Origin of the sequence: Thermosipho africanus Ob7 (genome assembly GCF_003351105.1) — a bacterium.
Taxonomy (GTDB): Bacteria; Thermotogota; Thermotogae; order Thermotogales; family Fervidobacteriaceae; genus Thermosipho; species Thermosipho africanus.
The window spans coordinates 218,856-243,800 of sequence record NZ_NKRG01000001.1; the positions used below are offsets into that span (position 1 = coordinate 218,856).

Consider the following 24,945-nt stretch of genomic DNA (forward strand, 5'->3'; position numbering starts at 1 on the left):
CTACCTCCTGATAAAGTTGCCTTTAACTTTATTGACCAATTTATCTTGATCAATTGTTACAACACCGTTTTTAATTACTTTTTCAACCTTTCCTCTAATTTGAGTTCCTAAGTAAAGATCGTAATCTGCTTTTGTATGCGACATGCTTATTTTTCCATTATACTTTGGATTAAATATCACTATATCAGCATCTGCACCGGGAAGTAAAGTTCCTTTTTTGGGATAAAGTCCGAAAAATTTTGCAGGATTTATGGTAAATTTGTCTATTATTTTCTCACCGAATAAAGAGTACATTAGAACAAAAGAATGTTCTATTCCGCCGATTCCCATTGGAAGGTTTCCGGTTTTTCTTTTACGCTTTTCTTTGCTGTTAAATGAACAGTGATCAGTACCAATTGAGAAAATATTATCTATGTTATTTTTTAACTTCTCTTTCTCTTTTTTGTTTCTCAAAGGTGGAGTCATAGTGTAAAGATAACCTTTTTTAGATTCATATACGCCATCATCAAAGTAAAAGTAATGGGGACAGCTTTCAAAGAAAATATTTTTGTTTAAAATGTCATTAAACCTATTTTTAACTTCTTCTATTGAACTTCCGCAAGTTGTATGGACAATGTATGCAGTTGCTTTAATTTGATTTAAGAATTCAGCAATTTTAATTATCTCAGAGATTTCAGAGATTTCAGGTCTTGCTTTAGAATGAAAATTTATAGGTACATTTTCAATAATCATATCTTCGTTTTCTGCATGAATTAAAATTGGGATGTTATAGTTTTTTGAAATTTTGAACAATTCAAACATCCTTCTGTCATTAGTTCTTCTATTACTTGAAGAATAAGCAGTAAAGATTTTTATAGATGTTGTTCCTAGTTCTTTTATTTTACTTATTAATGTATTTATGTTCCCTTCAAAATTTCCTAAAGTTGCATGAAATGAATAATCAACAAGGGACTTTTTTGCAACGGATAAACGAGTTTTAAAAGCATTTTCTAATTCTTCGATGTTTGATATTGGATCTAAAAAATCAATAATAGTTGTAACACCACCAAATAATGCAGATATACTTCCGCTTTCAAAGTCATCAACGGAAGTATATTTTCCAAGGTTTAGTTCAAAGTGAACATGTGGGTCAATAAAGCCGGGAAGAACAACCTTCCCGGCTGCATTAATTTCTTCTTTGCTTTTTTGAAAGGTTGTTGATATATCAACTATTTTCCCTGATTTTATAAATAAATTTGCGTTAATATATTGCCCATCAAGGTATAGTTTTCCGTTTATTATACCCAAATCAAACATTGCTAAAATCTTCCTCCCATGAGTAAAGTCATTACCGCTTTTGCTGTATGGAGCCTATTTTCTGCTTCATCGTAAACAACGGAATGTGGGCCGTCTATAACACTATCAACAACTTCCTTTCCTCTGTCTGCTGGAAGAGCATGCATGTAGATTGAATGTTTTTTGGTAAGTTTCATTAATTCTTCAGTACATATCCAATTTTTATGTTTTGCTTGCTCTGCTCTTATTTCATCAGGATTATCTGATACAAAGAATCCTCCCCAGTTTTTAGGAATAACAATATCAGCATCAACAAAGGCATCTTCCATTTTATGAGATATTTCTAATTTTCCACCATACATTTCCGCATTTTTCTTTGCCTGTTCAACAATGTCAGGCATGAGATCGAATCCTTCGGGATAAGCCAAAGTTACATCCATACCAAACCTAGTAAATAACAATATTTGAGATTGAGGGACGGATAAAGGTTTTAAATGGCTTTCAGCATATGCCCAACTAATACCTACTTTTAATCCTCTTAAATTTTTGCCAAACCTTTCTTGAATTGTCATAAGGTCAGCCATTACCTGGAAAGGATGGTAAACATCATCCTGTAAATTCATGACTGGAGCTTTTGAATGTTTTGCTATTTCATTTAAATATTTGTTTCCTTCACCAAATTTACAGTATCTAATTCCTATTCCATCACCGAATCTTGAAAGAATTATTCCAGTATCTTTTGCAACTTCACCATGGGCAATTTGCATTTTATCTGGTGTTAAGAAAATTCCAGTACCACCTAATTGAGCAATACCAGCTTGCATACTATTTCTTGTTCTTGTGCTTTCATCAAAGAATATTAAAAACAATGTTTTGTACAAAAGGTATGGAGTTGGTTCTCCATGGCTGAACTTAATTTTTAGATCTCTTGCAAGATCTAGCATGAGTTCAATTTCTTCATTTGTAAAATCTTGTGTGGTTATAAAATGCCTTCCTCTAAAAAATGTGGACATCTTAACCCCTCCTTGTTTTTAAAAGTTCAACAATTGTCTTTGGAAAAGTTGCATAGAATGCAGCAGCTTTTACAAGATGTTCTATTTCTACTTTTTCATTTGGTGCATGTGCAAACCTTTCTTCTCCAGGACCAAAACCAACAGTTGGTATTTCATATACTCCGGCTGTTACAGTACCATTTGTTGAAAATGTCCATTTATCTATGAAAGGTTCTTTTCCAAAAACATCGATGTAATTCTTTTTTGCTGCTTGCACTATGAAACTATCTTCTGGGAAAGTCCAAACAGGGAAGTATTTTTCGGTTGGAAAAATTTCACCTGTATAGGATGGCTTTTTGTATTCAAGTTCAATAATTTCAGCATCTTTTATACCGGCTCTTTTAAATACATCTTTTATTTCTGCAAAGACTGTTTCTTTTGTTTCACCTTCAGTTATTCTTCTATCAATTTGTATTTCGCACTCGTCTGGAACAGCGTTATGAGAAGGGGATTTAAAGAAAATTTGAGAAACAACAATTGTGCCTTTTCCAAGGAAAGAATCGCTTTTTAAACGGTCATTTAATTTTTCAATTTCATTTATTATTTTTGCCATTTTATAAATAGCATTGACACCTCTTTCAGGTGCGCTTGCATGGGCCGACAGTCCTGTAGTTCTAATTCTAAATTCGATTCTTCCTCTATGACCTCTGTATATATTTAACGATGTAGGTTCAGTAATTACAACAAAATCAGGTTTTAGATGTTCTTTTTCTACAATATATCTCCAGCAAAGTCCATCGCAATCTTCTTCCATTACTGTACCGGTTATGTAAAGTGTAAAATCATCAAAAAGTCCCAGTTCTTTTAAAATTTTTGCACCATACACCATAGAGCACATTCCGGCTTTTTGATCGGAAGCCCCTCGGCCATACACCCATTTTTCATCAAAATCTCCGCTGAAAGGGTCTTTTTCCCAGAGTTTTTCATTTCCTACGTCTACGGTATCAATGTGTGCATCCATTGCAATTTTGTATTTTCCATTTCCAATCTTTCCAATAATGTTTCCTAATCCATCAATTTTAATTTCATCAAAACCTACTTTTTCCATTTCCTCTTTTATTACATGAACAACTTCTTTTTCTTGTCCAGAATAGCTTTTTGCTTTTATGAGTTTGCTCATGAACTTAACGATTTCATTTTTGTATTTATAAGCAAGCTCTAATGCTTTATTCATCAAAACACCTCCCATATCTTTTGTTTGTATTATAGTTTGAATTAAAGCTATAAAAAATATATGAAAAACAGAAAAAATGGAAAGAAAATTGTATTTTTAAAGGATATTTGTGAAAAACAAATATACTAGAAAGATAAAAAGTTTTGTTGACAAAAAAAAATAATGTGCTAAATTATTAGTTGTGATGGGGCCGTAGCTCAGTTGGGAGAGCGCTACCTTCGCACGGTAGAGGCCGTGGGTTCAAATCCCATCGGCTCCACCAAAAAAATAAACCTCCACGCTAATTGCGTGGAGGTTTTGTTTTATACTTTTTGAGATTACAACTTTTTAACTTCTTCAAGGATCTTATCAACTATTATTTGTCCAACTCTCAATTGTGCTTCAACTGTTGAAGCTCCAATGTGGGGTGTTGCAACAACATTTGGAAGTTCAAGAAGTTTTTTTCTTAGTTCATCTGTTGGAGGTTCAACTTCAAATACATCAAGACCAGCTGCATAGACTTTTCCAGAGATAAGAGCGTTGTAAAGTGCTTCTTCATCAACTACTCCGCCGCGTGCGGCATTGATTAATATGACTCCATCTTTCATCTTTTCAAATGCATCTTTTGATACTAGATGCTTTGTTTCATTTGTTAGAGGAACGTGAATTGTAATAAAATCTGATTCTTTGAATATTGTGTCAAGATCAACTATTTCAACATTCATATCTGTTTCTTTAACAAAAGGATCATATGCAAGTACTCTCATGTCAAAAGCAAGTAATCTTTTTGCAACTTCTCTTCCAATGTTTCCAAAGCCAATAATTCCAACTGTTCTTTTATAGAGTTCGTGACCTTTTAGTTGTTTTTTTGTCCACTCACCATTTTTTAGATCAATCGTTCCTTTTGCAATATGCCTTGCACAGGAAATCATTAACCCAATTGCAAGTTCTGCAACAGAAATTCCATTTGCTCCGGGAGTGTTTATAACCTTAATACCTTTTTCTTTTGCCTTTTCAACATCAACGTTGTCAAGTCCAGTTCCTGCCCTTGCAATTATTTTTAAATTTTTTCCAGCTTCAATGATGTCAGCAGTTACTTTTGTTGCACTTCTTACAACTAATACGTCTATATTTGGAATTTCCTTTATTAGCTCTTCTTTTTCAAGGTGCTCTGAAGTTACGTTGTATCCAGAGTTCTTGAGCCTTTCCATGGCACTCTTGTCAAGAGGATCATTTACATGTATTCTCATTATTTGTTTACCTCCTTGAAGAGAACCTCTTGAGCTGCCTTGACTCCTGTACCAAATTCTACTTTGTATCCAAGTTCATTCAAAACAAACTCAAGTGCAGAGATACCAACAATTGTGTCAAAAATGCTCAAATATCCGAGCGTTGAAATTCTAAAGATTTTACCTTTTACGTGTTCTTGCCCACCTGCAATTGTTACACCATATTTATCTCTCATTATTTTTGTTAATTTATTTCCATCTACACCTTCAGGAACTTTGACTGCAGTAGCAACGTTTCCTGGGCGTTTGGAGAAGAGTTCTAACCCCATAGCTTTTACTGCAGCTCTTGTTGCGTCTGCAAGTATTCTGTGTCTTTCCCAAACATTTTCGATTCCTTCTTCTTTAACCATTTGAATTGCTTTTCTTAACATGTATATTAAGTTAACACCTGGAGTCCATGGATTGTCTGGATATTTTTTTGCGTATGCTTTGAGGTTAAAGTAGTAATTAGAATTTTTGCAATTTTCTACTAATTTCCATGCCTTATCATTTAATGCAATAAATGCAAGGCCTGGAGGGAGCATAACGCCTTTTTGAGAACCACTTACAACAACGTCTACTCCCCATTCGTCCATCTTTAATGGTTCTGCAAGAAGTGCACTAACAGCATCAGTTACGAGAACTACATCTGTATCTCTTGTAACTTTTGCGATACCTTCAAGATCAATAACTGTACCAGTTGATGTTTCACTATATGTTGTAAATACAGCTTTTGCATCTGGATGTTTTTCAATAGCTTCTTTAATTTGTTCTGGTGTAACAGCTTCTCCCCATTCTAATTTAATGGATACAACGTTTACATTAAATCTTTCTGCAATTTCTCTCCATCTTTCTCCAAATTTACCTGCTTCGACAATAATTGCTTTATCTCCAGGGTTTAAAAGGTTTGTTACAGCAGCTTCTAAAGCACCGGTTCCAGAAGAAAGGAGTGTGTAAACTCTATGTTCTGTTTGAAAGAGATATTTTAACTCATTCAAAGTTTCTTCTAATATTTTTACAAATTGTGGAGTTCTGTGGTGAATGGTTTCACGAGCGCCTTCTAGTAAAATCTCAGATGGGACTGGAGTTGGCCCAGGAGCCAAAAGATAATTCTTTTTGATCATTTGATAACACCTCCTAGTTTTTTTGTAGTTGCCACTTACAATTTTAAATTAAATAAATGAATTGTAAATGGAGTTTATTGTTAGTATTTTTCAATAAACTAGAGAAAATTGCTAATTTTGAAGGAAAACTTGCTTATTTAGAGTTTTACTATTTTGTATTTCTATTGTACACTTATTATAGAATTATTTCAATTGTTAAAAAATGCAAAATTTTGCATGCAAAAAATTGCAAACAATGAGAGATAAGATACATATATTTGGAGGTGAAATTATGGATTATAGTTCAAAGTATTCGAAATTAGGCAACAGCCTTCGATCCTCCTTGATAAGAGAACTCTTAAAGTACGCAAGTGTTGAAGGAGCTATTTCCTTTGGAGGTGGAGTTCCAGACCCAGAAACCTTTCCAAGACATGAACTTTCCAAAATTGCATCCGAAGTTATAGAAAATGAATATGGCTACGTGCTTCAATATAGTACAACCGAAGGTGATCCAGAACTTGCAAAGCAAATGTTGAGATTGTTGGAAAAATTATTTGGAATTAGTGGACTTGATGAATCAAATATTATGTTTACAACTGGTTCACAGCAGGCACTTGAGCTTGCTGGAAAGGTATTTTTAGATGAAGAAAGCATAGCTATTGTTGAAAATCCATTTTATCTTGGAGCTGCAAGTGCATTTAGAATGAGATTTGCAAATTTTGTTTCGGTACCTATTGAAGATGATGGAATGAATGTAGATGTTTTAGAAAAGAAATTAAAAGAACTCGATGAGAAAGGGCAAATAAAGAAAGTAAAGTTTATTTATGTAATTCCAAACTTCCACAACCCCGCTGGTGCAACACTTTCATTGGAAAAGAGAAAGAGAATAATAGAACTTGCTGAAAAATATGACTTGTTAATATTAGAAGACGATCCATATGGATTGCTCAGATTTGAGGGAGAGCATCTTCCATCATTATTTAAACTTGCAGGAAAAGAAAGAGTTATTCTTCTTAATACTTTTAGTAAGATACTTGCTCCTGGGCTTAGAATAGGTGCAGTTATTGGTGAAAAAGAGCTAGTTAGAAAATTTGTTCTTGCAAAACAAGGTACAGATTTGTGTAGCCCAGCTTTAACACAAAGAATTGCAGCAAGATACCTTGAAAGATACGATTTGATTGAACAAATTACACCAACACTAAAGCTTTATAAATCAAAGAGAGATACAATGATGAAGGCATTTGAAGAAAACTTTTCAGAGATTAATGGTATTAAATGGATTTATCCATCAGGTGGTTTGTTTACTTGGGTTACCTTGCCTGAAGGTTTTGATACTCTTGAAATGTTTGAAATTGCAAAGAAAAGATTAGTATTTTATATCCCTGGTCAAGCATTTACTCCAGATGACAGCGTTTCAAGTTCAATGAGGCTTTCATTCTGTTTACCACCGCATGAAAAGATAATAGAGGGTGTTAAAAGATTAAAAGATGTAATTGTTGAGTATGGAAAGAGTAAGGGGTTGATATAGTGTTGATTTTAGTTATTAACCCTGGCTCTACAAGTACGAAGGTAGCAATTTTTGAAGATGATGTAAAAAAAGTTCAGGAGACTTTGAGACATGATGTAGAAGAACTTGAGAGGTTCAATGATCTGATGGAACAAGAAGATTTTAGAAAAGAAGCAATTTTAAAATTTGTGGAATCTAATGGCTACAAATTAGAAGATTTTGATGCAATAGCATGTAGAGGCGGAATTTTACCACCACTTGAAAGTGGAACATACATAGTAAATGAAGAAATGGTTGATTATTTAAAAAATAAAACCAGGGTAAAACATGCATCTAATCTTGCAGCTGTAATTGGATACTCGTTATCTGGTGGAAAGATTCCTGTTTATATAACTGACCCAGTTTCAGTTGATGAAATGATTGATGAAGCTAGACTGTCTGGGATTCCTGAGATAGAAAGACTTAGTCTTGCACATGCGTTGAATATAAAGGCAGTAGCAAGAGAAGTTGCGAATCAACTAGGAAAAAGATATGAAGAATTAAATATGGTTGTAGCTCATCTTGGTGGAGGAATATCCGTAACAGCTCATGAAAAGGGTAGAATGATAGATGTAAATAATGCAAATGATGAAGGTCCATTTAGTCCAGAAAGAACAGGAGAACTTCCAGTTGGTGATGTGGCAAAATTATGCTTTTCAGGAAAATATACAAAAGAAGAGTTAAAAAAGATGTTTATAGGAAAGGGTGGAGTTGTAGCTTATCTGGGAACAAATGATGTAAAAAAGGTCATGGAAGAAGGGACTGAAGAAGAAAAATTCATTATAGATGCAATGGTATACCAAATTGCAAAAGAAATCGGTGGAATGTGTGCAGTTTTAAAAGGAAAAGTTGATGCAATTGTCATAACAGGTGGAATTGCAAATAATGTAGAAGTTGTGGAAAAGATAAAATCTTATGTATTTAAATTTGCTCCTGTCTTTTCTGTACCCGGAGAATTTGAAATGGAAGCTTTAGCAAAGGGAGCTTTAAGAGTTTTAAAAGGTGAGGAAGAGGCAAAGATATGGGGTGAGAAAAAATGAAAAAATTAAATGAAATTTTAGAAAAAGCTAAAAAGTATGGACCAAAAACCGTTGCGGTTGCAGCAAGTGAAGACGAAGTTGTTCTTAAAGCAATTGATAAAGCAAAAAAAGAAGGAATAATAAATGCAATACTCGTTGGTGATGTAGAAAAGACTAAAAAGTTAGCAAATGAAAACAATATAGACTTAAGCGAATATAACCTGGTGGATGCAAAGGATTACAATGATGCTGCAGAAAAAGCTGTAAAATTAGTTGTAGAAAAACAGGCAGATTTTGTAATGAAGGGAAAGATCAAAACTGGAGATTTGATGAGAGTTGTTTTAAAAGAGGAATATGGTCTTAGAACCGGGAAAACATTGTCCTTAGTTAGTATTTTTGAAACTCCTTTGTATCATAAACTTTTGGTCGTTTCTGATGCAGGAATGACAATTGCTCCAACTTTAGAACAGAAAGTTGACCTTATAAATAATGCAGTTTTTGTGGCAAAGAAAGCAGTTGGTGTTGAAACTCCTAAGGTTGCTATCTTAGGTGCTGTTGAAATAGTCAATCCAAAAATGCCAGCAACAATTGAAGCAGCTATTCTTTCGCAAATGAATAAGAGAGGACAAATCAAAGGTTGTATTGTAGATGGACCTTTTGCTTTGGATAATGCAGTTTCAAAGGAAGCAGCAGAGCATAAAGGAATTGTAAGTGATGTTGCTGGTGATGCAGATGTTTTAATCATGCCAGATATAGAAGCAGGAAATATTTTCTATAAATCAATGGTATTTTTGGGTGGAGCAAAGGTTGCATCTGCAATAGTTGGAGCAAAAGTTCCAGTTGCATTAACTTCAAGAGCAGATTCCGATGAAACAAAGTTACTTTCCCTTGCTCTTACAACCCTTTTGGCAGGTGATCTTAATGTATAGAATATTAGTTATAAATCCAGGTTCAACCAGTACAAAATTAGCAATTTTTGAAGATGAAAAACAAGTTGCTTCCAAAACCTTAAGACATACCCCTGAGGAACTTTCACAATTTAAAAGATTAATAGATCAATATGAATTTAGGGTGAATGTGATTGAAGATTTTTTAAAAACACTTGGATTTGAATACAAAGACTTTAATGCAGTTGTTGGTCGTGGAGGTCTTGTAAGACCTATTCCAAGTGGAACTTATTTAGTTGATGAGTTGATGGTTGAGGAATTAAAACAAGCAAAATATGGGGAACATGCATCAAATCTTGGAGCAGTAATAGCTTTTGAAATTTCAAATAAATATAATATTCCTGCATATATTGTTGATCCAGTTGTTGTGGACGAAATGGATAAGATTGCGAAAATTTCCGGGCATCCAATGTTTGAAAGAAAATCAATTTTCCATGCTTTAAATCAAAAAGCTGTTGCAAGAAGAGCAGCCGAAGAGCTTGGGAAAAAATATGAAGAAACAAACCTTATTGTTGTTCATATGGGTGGAGGTATTTCAATAGGTGCTCACAGAAATGGAAAAGTTATTGATGTAAACAATGCACTCGATGGTGATGGACCATTTACTCCTGAAAGAAGTGGTACACTTCCACTAACTCAATTGATTGATTTGTGTTATTCAGGAAAGTACGATTATGATTTTATAAAAAAGAGAATAAAAGGAAAAGGTGGACTTGTGGCATACCTTGGTACCAATGATGCAATGAAGGTACAGGAAATGATATCAAATGGCGATAAAAAGGCAGAACTTGTTTACAAAGCAATGGCATATCAAATTGCAAAATGGATTGGAAAAATGGCAGCAGTCTTAAAAGGAGAAGTTGATGCAATAGTTTTGACTGGTGGACTTGCATACGATGAAAATTACATGGTCAAATGGTTAAAAGAATATACTAGCTTTATTGCTAAAGTAATTGTTTACCCAGGTGGAGATGAAGAAAAAGCGCTTGCAATGGGTGCACTTAGGGTTTTAAGGGGAGAAGAAAAAGCAAGGAGCTATAAGGAAGAGGTGCAAATGCGTGGCTAAAAATTTTGTTTTTGTAGGTTTATTTGGTAGTGGTAAGACGGAAGTTGCAATAAATTATGCGTTAATGTTAAAGAATGAGCATGAAAATGTTGCAATCGCAGATGTGGATATTATTTCTCCATATTTTAGAACAAGAGATGCAATTGATGAGCTTGAAGCAGAAGGAATTAAGGTAGTAACACCTCCAGGTGCTTTAAAGCATGCAGATTTACCAATAGTTACTGGTGCAGTAGCGGGTTATTTGAACAATCCTCAGTATAAGACGGTGTTGGATGTTGGTGGAGAGGAAAATGGTATAGTTGTTGTGGGTTATTTAAAACCACATTTGAAAGACACAGAAATTTATATGGTTGTTAATACAAGAAGGCCATTTACATCAACAGTTGATGGAATTGTAAAGACTTACAAACAATTAACCGAGGTAGCCAAGATAAAAATTGATTATCTGATTAATAATTCCAATTTATCTTCAGAGACAACAAAAGAAGTAATTTTAGAAGGTGAAAAAATATTAAAAGAAGCTTCTCAAGTATTAGAAGTACCGGTGAAGTACACAGTCATACCAGACTTTTTAGAAGATTTTGAAACAGAGTTTCCAAAATTTAGGTTAAAAAGGTTCATGAAAATGGATTTTTAAGGAGGTTGTGAAAATGCCTAAGGTAAAAGGATATATTGAAATCGATCAGGAAAGATGTAAAGGTTGCGGATTATGTATTAATGCTTGTCCAATGAAAGTTATAGAATTTTCTGATTCTTTCAATTCAAAAGGTTATCATCCTGCCGAACCAAAACATTTAGAAAAATGTATCGCTTGTGGATTTTGTTATAGAATGTGCCCTGATGTTTGTATAACAGTATATAGGGAAGAGTGAGGAGGGAAAAAGTATGGCAAAAGTAATGGTTAAAGGAACGGAAGCAATTGGCGAAGCCGCTATAAGAGCAGGTTGTAGACATTTCTTTGGATATCCTATAACTCCTCAGAGTGAGCTTCCAGAATATATGTCAAAGAGATTGCCAGAAGTTGGAGGAGTTTTTTTACAAACTGAAAGTGAAGTTGCAACTGTTAATATGTTATACGGTGCAGCATGTACTGGTAAAAGGGTTATGACATCTACTTCATCCCCAGGTTTCAGTTTGATGATGGAAGGCGTTTCCTATATGGCATGTGCAAAACTTCCAGCAGTATTTGTAAATGTTGTACGTGGTGGACCTGGACTTGGTGATATTCAACCAGCACAAGGGGATTATTGGCAAGCAACAAAAGGTGGTGGACATGGAGATTATAGATTAATTGTACTTGCACCATCAACTGTTCAGGAAGCAGTTGACCTTACAGTTCTAGCATTCGACTTGTCTGACAAATATAGAACACCTGCTCTTATTCTTGCAGATGGTATGTTGGGACAGATGATGGAACCAGTTGAATTCCCAGAATTTAGAGATCTTTCTACTTTACCTGATCATAGTGATTGGGCATTAACAGGTGCAAAGGGAAGAGAGCCTCATATAGTTACTTCATTTGATATAGATCCTTACAATCTTGAGAAAATGAACTTGGAATTAGTTGAAATATACAAAGAAATTGAAAAGAATGAAGTGAGATGGGAAGAGTATAGAACTGAAGATGCAGACATTGTAATAACAGCATTTGGAACCGTAGCAAGAATTGCAAAGAGTGTTGTTGACATGGCAAGGGAAGATGGACTAAAAGTAGGTTTATTTAGACCAATTACAGTATGGCCATATCCATATGAGCCACTTGAAAAACTAGCAGATAAGGTAGAAATGTTCTTTGACGTAGAAATGAATATGGGACAAATGCTTGAGGATGTAAAACTAGCTGTAAAAGGTAAAAAGCCAATTAAGTTCTATTCAAGAATGGGTGGAGTAGTTCCAACACCTAATGAGATTTACGATGCATTGAAAAAGGAAATTGGGAGGTGAGTTTAATGAGAAAAGTTTTATATAAAATGCCTGAATCATTAACTGGAAAGGAATTTACATATTGTCCTGGATGTCATCATGGAATTATTCATAGATTAATAGCAGAAGTTATCGATGAACTTGGAATTAGGGAAAAAACATTGGTTGTATCTCCAATAGGTTGTTCTGTTTTTGCGTACCAATTTTTTAACATGGATGGAACAATAGCACCACACGGTAGAGCTCCGGCAGTTGCTACAGGTATGAAAAGAGCAAGACCAGATTTATATGTATTTACATATCAAGGTGACGGAGACTTGGCAGCAATTGGTACAGCAGAGATTATGCATGCTGCAAATAGAGGAGAAAAGATTACTACAATTTTTGTTAATAACGCAATTTATGGAATGACTGGTGGTCAAATGGCTCCAACAACGCTTTTAGGTATGAAGTCAACAACAACACCATATGGAAGAAAAGCAGAAAATGATGGTTATCCAATGCATATGTGCGAATTCTTAAAAGAAGCAAGGGGAGTAGCATATCTTGCAAGAACAAAGGTAAATACACCTCAAGACGTAGAAAAAACTAAAAAGGCAATCAAAAAAGCATTTTTAGCACAGGTAAAGGGAATAGGATTTGGAATGGTTGAAGTATTATCAACATGCCCAACAAACTGGGGAATTGATCCTGTATCTGCAAATAAATGGCTTGAAGAAAACATGATTCCTGAATATCCATTGGGTGTATTTGTGGATAAGGTTGGTGATGAGAAATGAGGTTTGTATTTGCAGGATTTGGTGGTCAAGGTGTAATGCTTATGGGTCAAATCCTTGCTTATGCAGGAATGATTGAGGGAAAGAGTGTAACTTGGATGCCATCATACGGTCCAGAAATGCGCGGTGGAACTGCAAATTGTACCGTTGTAGTTGAAGACAAAGAAGTTGCATCACCAGTGGTAGATAAAGCAGAAGTTGTAGTAGCTATGAATATTCCTTCAATGCTTAAATTTCAAAGCTTTGTAACTGATGGAGGATACTTGTTCTTAAACGAGTCGGTTATAGACAGAGAACCTGAAAGAAAAGATGGAATAAATATTTACAAAATAAATTGTAATGAAATAGCAGATGAACTTGGAAATTTAAAAGTAGCAAACATGGTAATGCTTGGAGCAGTAATTGGGGCTACAAATATAGTTTCAAAAGAAAGTGTAATAAAAGCACTTGAGCAAAAATTAACTGGGAAAAAAGCAGACCTTATAGATATTAATATTAAAGCTATTGAAAGAGGAATGCAGGAAGCTAGCAAGCAGTAGGCGGATGAGATAAAGCCCTCATTATGGGACCCTTCGGGTCCCGTCTTTTTAATTAAGATAAAACAAGTTGAAAATGGGAAAAAAGTTTTGAAAAAATTAAAAATTCGTGTATAATTGTTAATAGGAGTGATTAATTTGCTAAAAAGTATGACTGGCTATGCCAAAGTGGAAAAGTTTTCAGAAAAATTTAGAGTAAGTTGTGAAGTAAAAAGTCTCAATTCAAAGGGATTAGATATTAATGTATCCCTTCCTTACTATTTATCTTCAAAAGAAATTGAAATTACTAAGATAATTTCAAGTTTTTTGACCCGTGGAAAGGTTAATTTAAGAATAAATGTTAAGTTTTTAACACCGGTAAATCTTTCGATTGATTATGTTATGGCAAAATCGTACTATGATACATTAGAAGGTGTAAGAGAAAGTCTTGGAATACAAAATTCGATAGTTTTGGGTGATTTATTGAATTTTAGAGAAATTTTTCGTGGAGATATAGAAGATGAAGTGGTTGAAGAATTGTGGAATTTTACAAAAGAAGTTTTATCATCGTCTTTAGAGATGTTAGTTGAGGAAAGAAAAAAGGAAGGTCAAAAGATATGTAAAGATATAGAAAATATGGTGAATAAAATAGAAGAGATTACATTAAATATAGAAAAAGTAGCGAGTGATATGAAAGAGGAAATTGCAAAGAAATTGAGAGAAAGTGTTGAAGAAATTTTACCTGAGAATGTTGAGATGGATACGAACCAATTTGAAACAGCGGTAGCTTTGATAGCAGATAAAGCAGATATAAGGGAAGAAATAGAAAGATTAAAAAGTCATATAGATAGGATGAAAGAACTTTTATTAAAAGATGAACCCGTTGGAATGTTATTTAATTTTCTAACACAAGAAGTTCACAGAGAATTTAATACGATACTTTCAAAAAGCAGAATGCTTGAAATTAGCAATTTAGCCCTTGAGGGCAAATATATTAATTCACAATTGAAAGAGCAAATTCAAAACGTTGAATAATTTGGGAGGTGTATTTTATGTTTGGTTTAATTAATATTGGTTTTGGAAATGTAATTGCAGGTGACAGGATTGTAGCAATTGTTAATCCTGAAAGTGCACCACTTAAAAGACTAAAAGAAGATGCAAAGGAAGAAGGAAAGCTTATAGATGCAACATACGGGAGAAAAACAAGAGCTATCCTAATTTCCGATAGTAACCATATAATTTTAAGTGCAATTCAGCCAGAAACTATTGCCCAAAGGTTTATGCAATCATTCTTTGAAATAGAAGAACAACTTGACAAAATTAGAAGAAAGGGATAATATGAAGGGGACTTTATTTGTAGTTAGTGGACCATCAGGAGTTGGAAAAACAAGTATTATTAGTGCCCTTATGAATAAACTAGAGAATATAGTTTTTTCTGTTTCATGTACTACACGCCCACCACGTCCAGGAGAAGTTGATGGTGTAGATTATTTTTTTGTGAGTAGAGATAAGTTTATTGAAATGAGAGAAAAAGGCGAATTTTTAGAATGGGCGGAAGTGCATGGAAATTTGTATGGAACGCCAAAAAGATTTGTACTTGAAAATATTGAAAAAGGTAATAGAATAATATTGGATATAGATGTACAAGGAGCATTGCAGGTAAAGAGAAATTTTGATGATGCAGTATTTATCTTTGTTGCACCACCAAGTTATGAAGTTTTGAAGGAGAGGCTTTTAAAAAGAGGAACTGAAAATAGCCAGTCGATGTTAAAAAGGCTTGAAAATGCAAAGTGGGAAATGTCAAAGATTGTTGAATTTGATTATTTAATAGTAAATAGTGATCTTGAAAAGTCTATACTTGCAATGAAATCTATAGTTATTGCAGAATCGTACAGAACAAGGAGAATTTTAGACGAAGAATTGATAAAACGGCTTTTTAAAGGGGTGAGTGAAAGTGAGACCGGTAATTAACTACGATGAACTACTAAAGAAGATTCCCTACAAATTTGCTATTCCAATTGCAGCGGCAAAACGTGCAGAAAATTTAAAGGAATTTGCAAAACCTTATGTTGAAACTTGGGATAACAACTATGTAAGTATTGCGCTAAAGGAATTGAGTGAAGGTTATATAAGGATTAAGAACGAAGAAATTTTGAAAGTTTTAATTCCAAATGTAAAGTAAAAAAAAACATGACCCTGAATTTTTCAGGGTCATGTTTTTTAGTTGCTATTAGGCTTTATTTTACTACTGGAGCACTTTCGAGAAATTTTTTAACTAGTAAAACACTGTTTTTATAATCATCAAGGCTTATTACTATTATAGGGCTGTGAATGTATCTTGAAGGAATTGAAATTACTGCAGCAGGAACACCGTATGTACTTCTTGCATATCTTGCAGCATTTGTTCCACCGGCGGTTCTTCTTTTATACTGGAACGGAATGTTATTTTTCTTTGCAGTATCAACAAGTGCATCGAATAAGTCTTTATCGATGACATAGCCTGAATGTAAGAATGTCAAAGCTGGACCATCACCAATATGAGTTGCCCATTGAGATTTATCTAATTCAGGATTATCACCAGCTGTTGTTGTTTCAAGTGCAATTGCAAAATCTGGTTTTATTTGTTCGCTAACAACTGCTGCACCACGAAGACCTGTTTCTTCTTGAACGCTAAATACAAAATAGAGGTCATAGTCACTTTTTACATTACTTTCAATTAAATCTATTAAAATGCTACAGCCGCCTCTATCGTCAAATGCTTTACCAGTTGCAAAGTTGCCAATTTCTTTATATTTTGTTGTAAATGCAACGTAATCACCTATTTTAACCTTTTTTTCTGCTTCAGCCTTTGAAGAAAATCCTGCATCTATTTTTAATTGTGAAAATTCAGGAGCTTTATACGGATCATCTTGCAAGTGAATTGCTTTAAAGCCAATAACCCCTATTATTTCGTCGTTAATAATGACTTTTTTGCCGATTACTACCCTTGGATCTACACCTCCAACTGGCATGAAAGAAAGTGATCCGTCTTCTTCAATATTTGTAATCATGAAGCCAACTTCGTCCATGTGTGCATCCAAAACAACTTTTGCCTTACCATTTCCTTTCTTGAAGGCAATTAAATTTCCCATTCTATCTACCCAAAATTTATCAACTTTATCTTTTATCTTTTCTATGATAAAGTCTCTTACTTTTTTTTCATTTCCTGAGACTCCATTTATTTCAGAAAGTTCTTTTAAATACATTTATTGCACCTCCAATTCTGAAATGGTGAATGCCATAAGCTTTGCTGTATTTTCAACGTCATTTACATGGACCTTTTCATATGGTGTGTGCATGTACTTTAATGGAATTGATATCAATTGAGTTTTTATCCCTGTCTTTACAAGTTGGACTGCGTCTGTATCAGTACCACTTCTTCTTGGAATAGGCTCGTATTGTATCTTTATGTTATATTGACTTGATACATTTTGTACCTTTTCGTTAAATTCTTTATCTACGACAGGTCCAACAGCTACAACTGGCCCCTTATTGATTTCTATTTTTCTAAATCCAGGGATTGTTTCATCTCCATGTGTAACGTCTATAACAAATGCATAGTCAAGGTCTGCAAAATATGCTGCTGTAGGAGCGCCTGGACCAACTATTTCTTCTTGAGTGGAAAAAATAAAGTAAACATCAAATTGATGTTTTATTTTTTTAAGCATTTCAGCAGTTTTAATTAGTGAAACACAACTTGCTCTATTGTCAAGTGCAGGTGCGTATACTAAGTTGTTTTTTTCAAATCCTTCAATTTCATCTAACATTACAATATCTCCAACTTGAATTTCTTTCCAATTTTCGTTCATACTTATATCAAGGAACAAATAATTAAAAGTTGGTATTTTTTTTTCTATCTTCTGCTTTTTGAAGGTGTGGTGCTAAAAATCCAAAAACTCCGTAGAATTCTCTATTTTTTGAATATATTTTTGCCCTTTGACCAATTACGGTTTTAGGATCCCATCCACCTATACCAGCAACATATGCAAAACCATCATCGGTTATTTTTGAAATTACAAAACCAAGTTGGTCAACGTGTGCAAGTAGTCCAATTTTACCTTTACCTTCCCCTTTTTTTACACAAACTAAACTTCCAACTTTTGTATAATGGTATTCATCTACTAAGTCTTTCATAATATTTTCAATTTCTTTTGTTACTTTGTGTTCATATCCCGATGGTCCATGAATTGATGATAGCTTTAGTAACAAATCTTTAGTGTTCACTGTATCCCTCCTTCTTATTTTCTAACAAGATTTTATCACAATTTTAAAGAATATGGTATATACTAATATAGGTAAAAACTTAAGAAAAGGGGGAGAGATATGCGGTATCCGAAGATAATCGAATTTGAACTAACGACTGCTTGTAATTATTCATGTAAACACTGCTATTGTAATGCAGGGAAAAAGTCTACTAATGAGCTTTCTTTTGATGAGGTGAAAAAGGTATTACATGATTTAAAAGATGCAAATGTTGAAATTGTTGATCTAATTGGTGGGGAGCCTTTAATAAGGCAAGATATTGTTGATATCATTTCTTATGCTGCAAGTATTGGACTCGATGTTATGTTAAATACTAATGCATCACTTGCAAGCAAAGAAATTGTCAAAAGGATTAAGGAAGTTTATCCACAGTTAAAGGTAGGAATTTCATTTGATGGACATACACCAGAAATTCACGATTTTGTTAGAGGACCTGGTGCATTTGAAAAAACATATAGAGGATTTCTTAATTTTCTTGAAGAAGGGTTTGATGTTACGGTATTGCATGTTGTAAATAAGGTAAATTATGAGCATTTTGAAGAGATGGTTAAATTTGCAATAGAACATAATGTTTCACTTTATGTAGATAGATTTGTCCCTGTAGGCAGAGGAGAACTTTATAAAGATCTTCTTTTGCCAACTAAAAAAGAAGTTGAGCATGTTAGAAAAGTAATTAAAAAGTATGAAAATAAATTAACGTTTTATGTTGAAGAGAATATTTCTGGAGGGTTGTGCACTGCAGGTAGAGAGCATGCATCTGTTTTAGTAGATGGAACGGTTGTTCCTTGTGGTCATTTTAGATATGATAAAGAATACTATATGGGAAATTTGAAGGAAAAGCCATTTAAGCAAATTTGGGAAAGTTATAACCCGGATATATTAATTTCAAATTGTAAGGGTTGTCCTCATTTTAGCAATTGCTTTGGTGGATGTAGAGCATTTGCAAAGAAATTAGGTTTGGATTATGACCCAATATTTTGCGAGGTGCATGTAGATGATAAAGAAGGATAAACAATTTAGAAAATTTCAAATGTATGGCTTTCTGAAAAATTTGCGTTTTTTTGAGCCGTTTTTGATTTTATTCTTCCTTTCTTCTGGTCTTAGCTATCTTCAAATTGGAATTCTTTACTCAATTAAAAGCATTGCTACTAACATTTTAGAAATACCAACTGGTGTAATTGCAGATTTGTATGGGCGAAAAAAATCTATGCTTTTTTCTATGATATCCTATATTATCTCCTTTTTGATTTTTTATTTTTCAAGATCGTTTTATTTGTACATACTTGCAATGATATTTTTTTCTTTTGGAGAAGCTTTTAGAACCGGTACACACAAGGCAATGATTTTTCAGTATTTAAAAATTAATGGTATGGAAAATTTAAAGGTTCAATATTATGGAGCGACAAGAGCGGCCTCGCAGCTTGGCTCAGCACTTAATTCATTGATTGCTGCATCTATAGTTTTTGTAAGCGGAAACTATAGAACTGTATTTTTTATTGCAATTCTTCCATATATATTAAATTTAATTAATCTTGCAACTTATCCTAATGAACTTGATAAAGCTGAAGTAAAAAAGACAAAAAAACAAACTTTAAAAGACTTTATAGATGCTGTTGCAAGCTGGAGGGTTTTAAAAATACTTTTAAATACATCAAGCTATTCTGCTATTTTTAAAAGTTTAAAAGATTATTTGCAACCTATTTTGGAATCATTTGCATTGTCAATTCCAATATTTGTGTGGTTAGATGATAAAAAGAGATCTTCCATTGTGATTGGTATTGTGTACTTTTTTCTTTACCTTTTAACTTCATATGCATCTAAAAATTCATGGAAGATTGGAAAGAAAAGTTCCTCATTTGCTTTAAATTTGACATTATTTGTAGGTGCATTATCGGTAATTTTTGCAGGAGTAAGCTATATTTTTAATTTCTATATAGTTTCTATTTTGATCTTCATTGTTTTGTACATACTTGAGAATTTAAGACGTCCAATTGCAGTTTCATATGTAGGAGACAATGTTGAATCTGATGCTCTTGCCTCAGTTTTGTCAGTTGAATCACAAGCTACAACATTACTGACGGCAGTTTTCTCGATAGTTTTGGGTTTTTTTGCAGATAAATTAGGAGTTGGACAAGCAGTATCAATTTTAGGAATAATTCTACTTTTGATGAGTTTGTTTTTTAAGATAAAAGATTGAATTTGTGTTTTTTTCTATTTGGTGTATAATGGAATTGTATTAAATTTTGTGAGGTGATATCCATGGGTATTAAAAGTGGAGACAAAGTTAAAGTCCATTATGTGGGAAAATTTGAGGATGGAGAAGTTTTTGACAGTTCAGTTGGAAAAGAGCCATTAGAATTTGTAGTTGGTATGAACCAAGTTATTCCAGGCTTTGAAGAGGGTTTGATGGGTATGGAAGTTGGAGAAAAAAGGACAATCAATGTTCCGTTTGAAAAGGCATATGGGCCTTATAGAGAAGATCTTGTTTTTCCAGTTGAAAAGTCAAAGCTTCCAGAAGATGTTGCGGTGGATCATTTGTTGGAAGTTCATCAACCAGATGGTAGTAGCTTTATTGTTAGAGTAAGTGATATAAAAAATGACATGGCTTATTTAGATGCAAATCATCCACTTGCAGGGAAAAACTTGATATTTGAAGTAGAGATAGTTTCTATTGGTTAATGATTTCTTTTTATTAAAATAACAAAGTATTTTATCGATGTACCCCATCCAGAGTGAAGAGGATGGGGTATTTTTAAATTCAATTAGATGATTATTTTTTAAGAAATATGAATTTACCTTGAATGGCTTGAAAATTATGTAATAACAATTCATTTGATAATATTAATGTTTTTAATTTGTGTTTTAAAGTTAGCCATTAAAACCAAATTATATTTTTTATTTGTTTTTTAAAAAAATTACTACCAAAGTTTTTGTTCTGCTAATTAAATTGAATCTTGCCAAAGTAAAAATAAGTTAAATTAGGATATAAAAAGAAAATAAAGGATACTAGTAGTGGGATTTATTGAAAATCAAAGAAAAGATAAATGTGTATTTAAAATCTAGAAGGTAAGAATTGTATGAGAAGAAAAATAAATAGATTAATATATAGAAAAATGTTGATAAAAGAACGGTATATAGAAAAGTTAAAACAGAAGATTAATAAGAAGGTAATAAAATAACAGATGACATATATATTACTAGGATAGCAGTTAGCAGAATAGAAGCACTTACAACTTATCATAAAATGATAGGATTAATCGATAGATAATTTTTTATATTGACTCGGGTGTATTCACTTTTGTAGTTGTTTGAAAATAAGATAAAAAAATTAACTAAAAAGAAATTTAAATTTAACTATAAAAAAGTGTTGAAGTAATTCTATGAAAGAAAATCTTTTTAACATACTTTTAACCAGATTCAAAAAAAGCTTATTTTTACTTTTTCTATAATATAATAGATGTAACATTTATGTTAACGGACTAAAATTAGACAAATTTCAAGGGGATGTTTTCGAAGATAAAATTAAATAAAAGCTCATAAATTCTAGATTTAACTTACCGTTTACTTCCGCTCAAAGGTTTTGTTACTTTTTCTTGTTATATTTATTTATGAGAATAGTTATAGGGTTTAGAATCTACCTATGAGGAATGAAAACACGTTCGGTATTGGTTCAACATTTATTTCGTCAATTGTTGCGTTTAGAATCTACCTATGAGGAATGAAAACAGGACCTTTCCAGAATTTTTTATTTGCTTCGTGTAAAAGAAAAAAGTTTAGAATCTACCTATGAGGAATGAAAACGGTCAATCACAAGTTCTTCTTTTTGAAGTTCTGCTGTAACGCGCTGTTTAGAATCTACCTATGAGGAATGAAAACGGTTTTATTTTCTTGTATTGCACGTTTCCTTCCAGCGTTTAGAATCTACCTATGAGGAATGAAAACACACCTGAAAGCGCGGCACTGAAAAAAAACCGTGCTTTCTTTTGTTGTTTAGAATCTACCTATGAGGAATGAAAACTGTTCCAGAGATCTACTTTTTCTTTGTAAAGTTGTTTTGTAGCCAGTTTAGAATCTACCTATGAGGAATGAAAACTTTAATCTGATAATTTTTTATTTTGTTATGTATCTTTAGTTTAGAATCTACCTATGAGGAATGAAAACTTTATATACATAAGGACACATAAGATAGGTATTAATACGAGTTTAGAATCTACCTATGAGGAATGAAAACGTTGCGATAAATAACCTTCCCATCAGGGGTTGTGGAAAGGTTTAGAATCTACCTATGAGGAATGAAAACATATTTTTTAGCAAGTTCTTTTGCTTTGTTGTTTGATATTTTAGGTTTAGAATCTACCTATGAGGAATGAAAACTAATAATCGTACCATCGCGTTTGCTAGTACTGTTGTTGCGTTTAGAATCTACCTATGAGGAATGAAAACATATAAATTCTTTTTCTATTCCTTCCAATCTAAATTTCGTTTAGAATCTACCTATGAGGAATGAAAACGAGTATATTCGCTGCTTTTCCAAGCTCACGCAATTTTTCTTGTTTAGAATCTACCTATGAGGAATGAAAACTTGTATTGGGCAACAATTACAACATCATCCGGTTGTAAATCCAAGTTTAGAATCTACCTATGAGGAATGAAAACATTTCAAATATGTCGTCGGTGTCTAAATCAATAATTTTTTCCGTTTAGAATCTACCTATGAGGAATGAAAACTATGATCCGTGTACAACAATGCATATTGAAAATAATGTTTAGAATCTACCTATGAGGAATGAAAACTGTATTATTTATTTAAAAAATATAGTTTTATATTTAGAACTTATTTGAAAAAATATAAGAAGATTATTAATAAATCATGATTTAACAAATTGATATGGATAAATTATATTTTTTAAATTGGAGCAATTAATTGCTCCAATTTTTTATGTCAGATTTTAAAGGTTTAAATCGTATTATAAGTGTAAAGCAAATTTTAAAGGAGGGATTTTTGTGAGAAAATTTTTTATAGTTCTTTTAATAAGTATTTTTATTATAATCTCTTTTGGTGAGCAAAACTTTTTAACAACACCATCACAAGTGGAATCTTTAGCTAGAGTTCATGCAAATGAAGATGTTAATAAATTTTGGCCATTTTTAGGTGGTTTTGTATTTGGTATTATTGCTCCAATATACAATTACGTAGTTGAGCCTGAAGTTCCTGCCGAAAGATTAGTGAAACTAAGAAGTATTATTAAAAGCGAAGATGATTATTTGATAGATATTTATGTAAGGACGTATAAAGATGAGATAAAAAAGATAAAAGTTGGTATGTCTTTTGCCGGTTGGGGTTCTTTTATCGCACTTTTAGCAATTTCTATATCGACTTAAAGCCTGGGTCTTCCAGGCCTTTTTAAAGTTTTAAGAGGTGATTTTTTTGTATTTGATAATGATTTACGATGTAAATAAAAAGAGAGTTGGAAAAGTTTTAAAAGTAGCAAGAAAGTATTTAAAATGGGTTCAAAATTCAGTGTTAGAAGGTAAAATAACTAAGAGTAATTTTGAAACGTTAAGGAATCAAATTTTAAGTATAATAGATGAAGATGAAGACACTATTTATTGGTATATATTAGAACCGGAGTTTGTACCATATAGAAAAATTTATGGGAACAAAAAAATTAATGTAACAAATATAATTTAATGGAGGTTTAAAAAATGGAAACCTTATATATTTTTACTGATGGGGAACTAAAAAGAAAAAACCACGCGTTATACTTTGTTCCAAAAAGCAAAGATTCAAATCCATTTTTTGTTCCATTAAAAAATATTTCTTCAATTATGATTTTTTCAGAGGTAAGTTTTAATAAAAAATTTTTGGGTTTGTTAGCGAAAGAAGGTATACCTACCTTTTTTTATGGTTATTATGGGGATTTTATTGGTTCTTTTTATCCACCAGAGAACAATAAAACTGGAGAGATGATAGTTTTGCAGTTTCAATATTATTATGATTTAAGTAAAAGGCTTGAAATTGCAAAAGAAATATTAGAATCTGCAGTTTTGAATATGCTTTGGGTGCTGAATGGATATAAAGAAGTTACTAATGAAGAGTTAAATTATATAGTAAAGATTAAGGATAGTTTGAAAAAGCAAAATAATATACCAGCCTTAATGGCCATAGAAGGAAATATTAGAAAGGCTTATTATAAAGCTTTAGGGAAAATTGTAAAGCGTAAAGGATTTGATTTTGACGAAAGACTAAAAAGACCTCCAAAAGATGAAATAAATGCACTTATAAGCTTTGGAAATATAATACTTTATAATACAGTTTTAGCCGAGATATATAAAACTTCTTTAGAGCCAAGAATAAGTTTTTTGCATGAAACAAATAAGCGTAAATTTTCTTTACAACTTGATATTGCAGAGATTTTTAAACCAATAATTGTGGATAAAGCAATTTTGAAATTAGTGAATAAAAAAGAAATTAAAAAAGAAGACTTTAATTTTAACAACAATGGGGTATTTTTATATGAAGATGCAAAGAAAAAATTTATAAATGAAATTGAGGAGAGATTAAATAAGAAAGTTACAATTTATGAAAATCAAAATGTAACTTTTAAAACAGTAATAAGGCATGAATGTTATAAATTGATCAGACATTTAAAAGGAGTTGAAAAATTTAAGGGATTTGTGATGGGGTGATTTATTTGAAGTATCTTTTGCTTGTTTATGATGTAAATGAAAAAAGAGTGAACAAAATACATAGAATTTTAAAAAAATACCTTGTTTGGCAGCAAAATTCAACTTTTGAAGGGTATTTATCTCAATCAAATATTAAAAAATTGTTCTATGAAGTTAAAAATAAAATTAATGAAGAAGAGGATAGTGTTGTAGTCTATTTTTTTAATTCAAATAAGGTTTTTAGAAAAGTTATTGATGGAAAGGATAAGTGTATATTTAATAATAAGTTTATCTAAAAACAAAAATATGTTATAATAAATGTAAATGGAGG

26 protein-coding genes, 1 tRNA gene, 1 pseudogene and 1 CRISPR repeat array are annotated in these 24,945 nt (G+C 32.5%); of the genes and pseudogenes, 21 read left to right on the forward strand and 7 right to left on the reverse strand.

Annotated features, from left to right (window positions below):
• The 3 genes from OB7_RS01135 to OB7_RS01145 are packed head-to-tail and all read right to left on the reverse strand — an operon-like array spanning window position 1 to window position 3,501.
• The gene (locus OB7_RS01135) at window positions 1-1,296 is read right to left on the reverse strand and encodes a dihydroorotase (RefSeq protein ID WP_114702287.1); all 1,296 of its coding nucleotides are present in this window, start codon (window positions 1,294-1,296) and stop codon (window positions 1-3) included.
• Between the two features lie 2 nt (window positions 1,297-1,298).
• Complete coding sequence (locus OB7_RS01140) at window positions 1,299-2,288, reverse strand: ornithine carbamoyltransferase (RefSeq protein ID WP_012579515.1); 990 nt, start codon at window positions 2,286-2,288, stop codon at window positions 1,299-1,301.
• Window position 2,289: 1 nt separating this feature from the next.
• Window positions 2,290-3,501, reverse strand: a complete 1,212-nt coding sequence (locus OB7_RS01145; protein ID WP_012579514.1) for a YgeY family selenium metabolism-linked hydrolase — start codon at window positions 3,499-3,501, stop codon at window positions 2,290-2,292.
• A gap of 186 nt (window positions 3,502-3,687) precedes the next feature.
• Here OB7_RS01145 and OB7_RS01150 point away from each other — a divergent pair.
• A tRNA-Ala gene (locus tag OB7_RS01150) sits at window positions 3,688-3,763 on the forward strand.
• Window positions 3,764-3,818: 55 nt separating this feature from the next.
• Here OB7_RS01150 and OB7_RS01155 read toward each other — a convergent pair.
• Entirely contained in the window at window positions 3,819-4,730 is a 912-nt protein-coding gene (locus OB7_RS01155) for a hydroxyacid dehydrogenase (RefSeq protein WP_012579513.1), read from the reverse strand.
• Complete coding sequence (locus tag OB7_RS01160; RefSeq protein ID WP_004104013.1) at window positions 4,730-5,872, reverse strand: pyridoxal-phosphate-dependent aminotransferase family protein; 1,143 nt, start codon at window positions 5,870-5,872, stop codon at window positions 4,730-4,732. The genes OB7_RS01155 and OB7_RS01160 overlap by 1 nt, the downstream gene beginning before the upstream one ends.
• 271 nt (window positions 5,873-6,143) lie before the next feature.
• On the opposite strand from OB7_RS01160, the gene OB7_RS01165 reads away from it, so the two are divergent.
• From OB7_RS01165 to rpoZ, 13 genes are all read left to right on the forward strand, one after another.
• Window positions 6,144-7,379, forward strand: a complete 1,236-nt coding sequence (locus OB7_RS01165) for an aminotransferase-like domain-containing protein (protein WP_004104010.1) — start codon at window positions 6,144-6,146, stop codon at window positions 7,377-7,379.
• Window positions 7,376-8,437 carry a butyrate kinase gene (gene buk / locus OB7_RS01170; protein ID WP_198429602.1) on the forward strand — a complete coding sequence of 354 codons (1,062 nt, stop codon included), beginning with the start codon at window positions 7,376-7,378 and terminating at the stop codon, window positions 8,435-8,437. Before OB7_RS01165 ends, buk (OB7_RS01170) begins: the two co-directional genes overlap by 4 nt.
• The gene (locus OB7_RS01175) at window positions 8,434-9,345 is read left to right on the forward strand and encodes a phosphate butyryltransferase (RefSeq protein ID WP_004104008.1); all 912 of its coding nucleotides are present in this window, start codon (window positions 8,434-8,436) and stop codon (window positions 9,343-9,345) included. The genes buk (OB7_RS01170) and OB7_RS01175 overlap by 4 nt, the downstream gene beginning before the upstream one ends.
• Window positions 9,338-10,429 (forward strand): butyrate kinase, encoded by a 1,092-nt coding sequence (gene buk / locus OB7_RS01180; protein ID WP_114702288.1) that lies wholly within the window; start codon window positions 9,338-9,340, stop codon window positions 10,427-10,429. The genes OB7_RS01175 and buk (OB7_RS01180) overlap by 8 nt, the downstream gene beginning before the upstream one ends.
• The gene (locus OB7_RS01185; protein WP_004103992.1) at window positions 10,422-11,066 is read left to right on the forward strand and encodes a hypothetical protein; all 645 of its coding nucleotides are present in this window, start codon (window positions 10,422-10,424) and stop codon (window positions 11,064-11,066) included. Before buk (OB7_RS01180) ends, OB7_RS01185 begins: the two co-directional genes overlap by 8 nt.
• Window positions 11,067-11,079: 13 nt before the next feature.
• The gene (locus OB7_RS01190) at window positions 11,080-11,301 is read left to right on the forward strand and encodes a 4Fe-4S dicluster domain-containing protein (RefSeq protein ID WP_004103990.1); all 222 of its coding nucleotides are present in this window, start codon (window positions 11,080-11,082) and stop codon (window positions 11,299-11,301) included.
• Between the two features lie 13 nt (window positions 11,302-11,314).
• On the forward strand, window positions 11,315-12,373 hold the full coding sequence (locus tag OB7_RS01195; protein WP_114702289.1) for a 3-methyl-2-oxobutanoate dehydrogenase subunit VorB: 1,059 nt from the start codon (window positions 11,315-11,317) through the stop codon (window positions 12,371-12,373).
• 5 nt (window positions 12,374-12,378) lie between these two features.
• Window positions 12,379-13,131, forward strand: a complete 753-nt coding sequence (locus OB7_RS01200; protein ID WP_114702290.1) for a thiamine pyrophosphate-dependent enzyme — start codon at window positions 12,379-12,381, stop codon at window positions 13,129-13,131.
• Window positions 13,128-13,667: a 2-oxoacid:ferredoxin oxidoreductase subunit gamma family protein gene (locus OB7_RS01205; RefSeq protein ID WP_004103984.1), complete on the forward strand. Its 540-nt coding sequence runs from the start codon at window positions 13,128-13,130 to the stop codon at window positions 13,665-13,667. Before OB7_RS01200 ends, OB7_RS01205 begins: the two co-directional genes overlap by 4 nt.
• Window positions 13,668-13,802: 135 nt before the next feature.
• Window positions 13,803-14,678 carry a YicC/YloC family endoribonuclease gene (locus tag OB7_RS01210; RefSeq protein WP_114702291.1) on the forward strand — a complete coding sequence of 292 codons (876 nt, stop codon included), beginning with the start codon at window positions 13,803-13,805 and terminating at the stop codon, window positions 14,676-14,678.
• 17 nt (window positions 14,679-14,695) lie between these two features.
• On the forward strand, window positions 14,696-14,980 hold the full coding sequence (locus OB7_RS01215; protein ID WP_004103981.1) for a DUF370 domain-containing protein: 285 nt from the start codon (window positions 14,696-14,698) through the stop codon (window positions 14,978-14,980).
• A 1-nt stretch (window position 14,981) separates the two neighbouring features.
• Window positions 14,982-15,614 carry a guanylate kinase gene (gene gmk, locus OB7_RS01220; protein WP_114702427.1) on the forward strand — a complete coding sequence of 211 codons (633 nt, stop codon included), beginning with the start codon at window positions 14,982-14,984 and terminating at the stop codon, window positions 15,612-15,614.
• Window positions 15,598-15,825 carry a DNA-directed RNA polymerase subunit omega gene (gene rpoZ / locus OB7_RS01225; RefSeq protein ID WP_004103971.1) on the forward strand — a complete coding sequence of 76 codons (228 nt, stop codon included), beginning with the start codon at window positions 15,598-15,600 and terminating at the stop codon, window positions 15,823-15,825. Before gmk ends, rpoZ begins: the two co-directional genes overlap by 17 nt.
• A gap of 55 nt (window positions 15,826-15,880) precedes the next feature.
• Here rpoZ and OB7_RS01230 read toward each other — a convergent pair whose 3' ends face one another.
• Window positions 15,881-16,888 carry a M42 family metallopeptidase gene (locus tag OB7_RS01230; protein WP_004103969.1) on the reverse strand — a complete coding sequence of 336 codons (1,008 nt, stop codon included), beginning with the start codon at window positions 16,886-16,888 and terminating at the stop codon, window positions 15,881-15,883.
• Window positions 16,889-17,816: pseudogene (locus OB7_RS09920) on the reverse strand (M20/M25/M40 family metallo-hydrolase).
• 189 nt (window positions 17,817-18,005) lie between these two features.
• Here OB7_RS09920 and OB7_RS01240 point away from each other — a divergent pair.
• The 7 genes from OB7_RS01240 to cas2 (OB7_RS01275) all read left to right on the forward strand — a co-directional run bounded on the left by OB7_RS01240 (window position 18,006) and on the right by cas2 (OB7_RS01275) (window position 24,910).
• On the forward strand, window positions 18,006-18,956 hold the full coding sequence (locus OB7_RS01240; RefSeq protein WP_114702292.1) for a radical SAM/SPASM domain-containing protein: 951 nt from the start codon (window positions 18,006-18,008) through the stop codon (window positions 18,954-18,956).
• Window positions 18,940-20,142, forward strand: a complete 1,203-nt coding sequence (locus OB7_RS01245) for an MFS transporter (RefSeq protein ID WP_114702293.1) — start codon at window positions 18,940-18,942, stop codon at window positions 20,140-20,142. The genes OB7_RS01240 and OB7_RS01245 overlap by 17 nt, the downstream gene beginning before the upstream one ends.
• Window positions 20,143-20,204: 62 nt before the next feature.
• Complete coding sequence (locus tag OB7_RS01250; RefSeq protein ID WP_012579500.1) at window positions 20,205-20,624, forward strand: FKBP-type peptidyl-prolyl cis-trans isomerase; 420 nt, start codon at window positions 20,205-20,207, stop codon at window positions 20,622-20,624.
• Window positions 20,625-21,570: 946 nt separating this feature from the next.
• Window positions 21,571-22,739: direct repeats of the CRISPR family, unit length 30 nt; unit sequence GTTTAGAATCTACCTATGAGGAATGAAAAC.
• A gap of 210 nt (window positions 22,740-22,949) precedes the next feature.
• A complete protein-coding gene (locus OB7_RS01260; protein ID WP_004103963.1) occupies window positions 22,950-23,327 on the forward strand; it encodes a hypothetical protein in 378 nt (125 codons plus the stop codon).
• 37 nt (window positions 23,328-23,364) lie between these two features.
• Window positions 23,365-23,637, forward strand: coding sequence for a CRISPR-associated endonuclease Cas2 (gene cas2 / locus OB7_RS01265; protein WP_249030983.1), 273 nt, complete (start codon window positions 23,365-23,367; stop codon window positions 23,635-23,637).
• A gap of 14 nt (window positions 23,638-23,651) precedes the next feature.
• A complete protein-coding gene (cas1b, locus tag OB7_RS01270; protein ID WP_004103959.1) occupies window positions 23,652-24,635 on the forward strand; it encodes a type I-B CRISPR-associated endonuclease Cas1b in 984 nt (327 codons plus the stop codon).
• Window positions 24,632-24,910 (forward strand): CRISPR-associated endonuclease Cas2, encoded by a 279-nt coding sequence (gene cas2 / locus OB7_RS01275; RefSeq protein WP_114702294.1) that lies wholly within the window; start codon window positions 24,632-24,634, stop codon window positions 24,908-24,910. The genes cas1b and cas2 (OB7_RS01275) overlap by 4 nt, the downstream gene beginning before the upstream one ends.
• The last annotated feature ends 35 nt before the right edge of the window (window positions 24,911-24,945 follow it).